Origin of the sequence: Mycobacterium sp. (assembly GCF_049673265.1) — a bacterium.
Taxonomy (GTDB): Bacteria; Actinomycetota; Actinomycetes; order Mycobacteriales; family Mycobacteriaceae; genus Mycobacterium.
This window is the reverse complement of sequence record NZ_JBATXN010000509.1, coordinates 1-3,471: the sequence shown is the minus strand read 5'-3', so window position 1 is coordinate 3,471 and position 3,471 is coordinate 1. Positions and strand designations below refer to the sequence as shown.

Genomic DNA, 3,471 nt, shown 5'->3' with positions numbered 1-3,471 from the left:
ACCCAGGCCGACGCCGCCGTCGTCGCTGCGGCCAAGTCCGAGATCGACTCGGCCACCGCACGTTTACGTCAAAAACAACTCGACGGGACCTTCGGCGTGCGCTACCTGGCCAGTGGCGAGCGGATGGCCTGGGGCAATGCGGTCATCGGGATTCGCAATCCGATCGCCCCTCCGGTGGCGATCCATCGCGACAACTCAGGCAAGGCCTGGTGCGATCTGCATCTGGGCGCCGCCTATGAGGGACCGCCCGGTCATGTGCACGGCGGCATCGCCGCTCTGGTTCTCGATCATCTGCTGGGGGAGGCCGCCAGCGACGGCGTGAATCCGCGTCTGACCGGAACGATCAGCTTGCGCTACGTGCGAGCCACCCGGCTGGGGCAGCTGCACGCCGAAGCAATAACCACCCGGACCGACAGGGTCAAGACTTTCGCTGCGGGTCACCTCGCCGACGAAGAGGGTGTCACGGTCGAAGCCGAAGGGGTTTTCATCCTGCCGCGGTGGGCCCGAGGAGAGTAGCGATGGAAAAGGTAGTTGCAGTGCTGATGGCGCCGGACCGCGACGACGACTGGTGCCAACGGCAACGAGGACCGGTCGCCGACGCCATCCTTGAGCTCGACGTCGCGGGTTTGGCTGTCAACGTCCGCGACGCGGCAGTGCGTCATTCATTGATGACGCTGACGACGCTCGACCCGCCGGTGGCCGCCGTGGTGAGCATCTGGACCCAACAGTGCTACGGCGATCAGATCGCGGCGGCGCTGCGGCTGCTCGAGGTGGAGTGCGACCACCTCGCGGCCTATCTGGTCACCGAGTCGGTTCCGCTGCAAGCACCGCTGGAATTAGGCAGCCGCACAACGGGTTTAGCCAACATGGCCTTGCTGCGTCGGCCTGCAGAGCTGGATCAGCCGAGCTGGCTGACCCGCTGGCAGCGCGACCACACGCCGGTGGCGATCGAGACGCAGTCGACCTTCGGCTACACCCAGAACGCCGTGGTGCGAGCGCTCACGCCGGACGCGCCGGCGCTGGCGGGCATCGTCGAAGAGCTGTTCCCGGCCGAGGCGATTACCGACCTGAAGGCCTTTTTCGGGGCTTCCGACGACGCCGACCTGCAACACCGGGTGGGCCGGATGGTCGCCAGCACATCGGCATTCGGCGCCAACGAGAACATCGACACGGTGCCAACCAGCCGCTACGTGTTGAAAACACCGTTCACGACGTGAGGAGACACCCGTGATACTGCGCAGCGATGACGAGAACCGGGTGCGCACCCTCACGCTGAACCGGCCCGACGCGCTCAACGCGTTCAACGAGGCGCTCTACCAGGCCACCGCCGAAGCGCTGACGTCAGCGGCCGGCGACCCCGAGGTCGCGGTTGTGCTGTTGACCGGAGCCGGACGAGCCTTCAGCGCCGGCAACGACCTCAAAGAGATGCAAGCACGCATCACCGACCCGCAAATGGCTCGACAGGGATCGCACTTCACGACGATGATCGACGTGCTGAGCCGGTTTCCCAAGCCGCTGATATGCGCGGTGAACGGCGTCGGCGTCGGAATCGGCACGACCATCCTCGGGTACGCGGACATCGCGTTCATGTCGTCGACGGCTCGGCTGAAGTGCCCGTTCACCAGCCTCGGGGTCGCGCCGGAAGCGGCGTCGTCGTATCTGCTGCCGCAATTGATGGGCCGGCAAAACGCCGCCTGGCTGTTGATGTCGTCGGAGTGGGTGAGCGCGGAAGAGGCGCTGCGAATGGGCCTGGTATGGAAGGTGTGTGAACCTTCAGAACTGATCGCTGACGCCCGTCGGCACGCTGAAATCCTTGCCTCTCGGCCGATTTCGAGCTTGATCGCGGTCAAGCAGACCATCGTCGAACCGACTCGTGCGGAAATAGCCGCGGCGACCGCTCGGGAAAACGACCAGTTCGCACAGTTACTCGGTGGGCAGGCAAACGCAGCGGCGCTGGCCGATTTCACCGGCCGGCGCGGCCATTGATCATTGACGAAGCCCGCTACCGCGAGCCGCTTGTCTCCAACTGCGCGGCCTCGGCGATGATCGCCCGCAACGTGCGTCGGCAACGTCCGCAGTCAGTGCCGGCCCCGCAGGCCGCGGCGACCTCCTTGGAAGTCGACGCGCCACGGGCGACGGCGTCACACACCGTCTGACTCGTCGCACCGACACACAGGCATACGTACATTATTAGTAGAGTCTAACCTAACCTGGTTCGCGAAGGCTAACCTAAGTAGTCAGTGCACGTCAGCCGAGTCGACACGCCGCTGACCAGCCTTAACGTATTTGCCCTGGCGTTACCGCCGTTGCCGACGAAAGTATTCGGAGCCAGCGCCTCGCCTCTGGACAATTTCCGCGATGGACGCGCGCCCCGCTGCACACTGTCGGCGTTGCCTCACTCAACCTAGGCTTGCTTTAGTTAGGGAAAGCTGGCCTGAGTGAGTATTACCTTGGGTGACAACGGCTTTGGCGTGTTGTAGCGTGACCGCAACGGCCGCTGCGGCCATTTTGACAGGAGTAATAATGCAAGGTGATCCTGATGTTTTGCGCCTGCTCAATGAACAGTTGACCAGCGAGCTCACCGCGATCAATCAGTATTTCCTGCATGCCAAGATGCAGGAGAACTGGGGTTTCACCGAGTTGGCGAGCCACACCCGCGCCGAGTCCTTTGACGAAATGCGGCACGCCGAGGCGATTACCGACCGCATCTTGTTGCTGGACGGGCTGCCCAACTACCAGCGCCTTTTCTCCTTACGCATCGGCCAGACGCTGCGCGAACAGTTCGAGGCCGACCTGGCAATCGAGTACGACGTGTTGAACCGGCTCAAGCCGGGCATCATTATGTGTCGCGAAAAGCAGGACACGACGAGCGCCAACCTGCTCGAGGGGATTGTGGCCGACGAAGAGAACCACGTCGACTACCTGCAGACGCAGCTGGAGCTGATGGACAAGCTCGGTGAAGAGCTGTACTCGGCTCAGTGTGTCTCGCGGCCGCCGACGACAGGACAAGGCGGGCACTAAGTCGCCACCCCCCGCGGGAAGGTGCCCGACGGGAAGGCAGGCATGACAGCGCAGATCACTGCGCGCCCGGATGCCGAATCCGGCCACACACCGATCAGTCCGCAGCGACGCAATTTCGTCTTCCTGGCGATCATGCTGGGAATGCTGCTGGCGGCGCTGGACCAAACCATCGTCGCCACCGCTCTGCCGACGATCGTCGCCGACCTGGGTGGAGCCGGCCATCAGTCCTGGGTGGTCACCAGTTATCTGCTCGCCTCGACAATCATGACCGCGCTGGCCGGCAGACTCGGTGACCTGTTCGGCCGCAAGCGGGTGTTTCAGGCGGCGGTGACGTTCTTCGTCGTCGGATCGGTGTTGTGCGGCATTTCGCAGTCGATGGCGATGCTGGTCGGGGCCCGGGCGCTGCAGGGTCTCGGGGGCGGCGCCATCATCGTGACGGCCACCGCGTTG

Annotated in this window: 6 protein-coding genes; 5 read left to right on the top strand and 1 reads right to left on the bottom strand. The window is 64.0% G+C overall.

From position 1 onward, the window contains the following. The 3 genes from WBF82_RS17575 to WBF82_RS17565 all read left to right on the top strand — a co-directional run. On the top strand, positions 1–516 hold a 516-nt coding region (locus WBF82_RS17575; protein WP_424384241.1), incomplete at its 5' end, for a PaaI family thioesterase. Between the two features lie 2 nt (positions 517–518). Then, positions 519–1,217, top strand: a complete 699-nt coding sequence (locus WBF82_RS17570) for an EthD domain-containing protein (protein ID WP_424384240.1) — start codon at positions 519–521, stop codon at positions 1,215–1,217. A gap of 10 nt (positions 1,218–1,227) precedes the next feature. Beyond that, positions 1,228–1,986 (top strand): enoyl-CoA hydratase/isomerase family protein, encoded by a 759-nt coding sequence (locus tag WBF82_RS17565; protein ID WP_424384239.1) that lies wholly within the window; start codon positions 1,228–1,230, stop codon positions 1,984–1,986. A gap of 16 nt (positions 1,987–2,002) precedes the next feature. Here WBF82_RS17565 and WBF82_RS17560 read toward each other — a convergent pair whose 3' ends face one another. Continuing rightward, on the bottom strand, positions 2,003–2,188 hold the full coding sequence (locus WBF82_RS17560) for a (2Fe-2S)-binding protein (RefSeq protein WP_424077283.1): 186 nt from the start codon (positions 2,186–2,188) through the stop codon (positions 2,003–2,005). 335 nt (positions 2,189–2,523) lie between these two features. Between WBF82_RS17560 and bfr the strand changes: the two genes are divergently transcribed. Both bfr and WBF82_RS17550 read left to right on the top strand, forming a co-directional pair. Then, the gene (gene bfr / locus WBF82_RS17555; protein ID WP_424077284.1) at positions 2,524–3,021 is read left to right on the top strand and encodes a bacterioferritin; all 498 of its coding nucleotides are present in this window, start codon (positions 2,524–2,526) and stop codon (positions 3,019–3,021) included. Positions 3,022–3,063: 42 nt separating this feature from the next. After that, on the top strand, positions 3,064–3,471 hold a 408-nt coding region (locus WBF82_RS17550), incomplete at its 3' end, for an MFS transporter (protein ID WP_424384238.1).

Excerpts from the sequence above, each read along its gene's own strand:
- bfr (WP_424077284.1), top strand. The coding sequence starts at position 2,524 with ATGCAAGGTGATCCTGATGTTTTGCGCCTGCTCAATGAACAGTTGACC.
- WBF82_RS17560 (WP_424077283.1), bottom strand. The coding sequence starts at position 2,188 with ATGTACGTATGCCTGTGTGTCGGTGCGACGAGTCAGACGGTGTGTGAC.
- WBF82_RS17570 (WP_424384240.1), top strand. The coding sequence starts at position 519 with ATGGAAAAGGTAGTTGCAGTGCTGATGGCGCCGGACCGCGACGACGAC.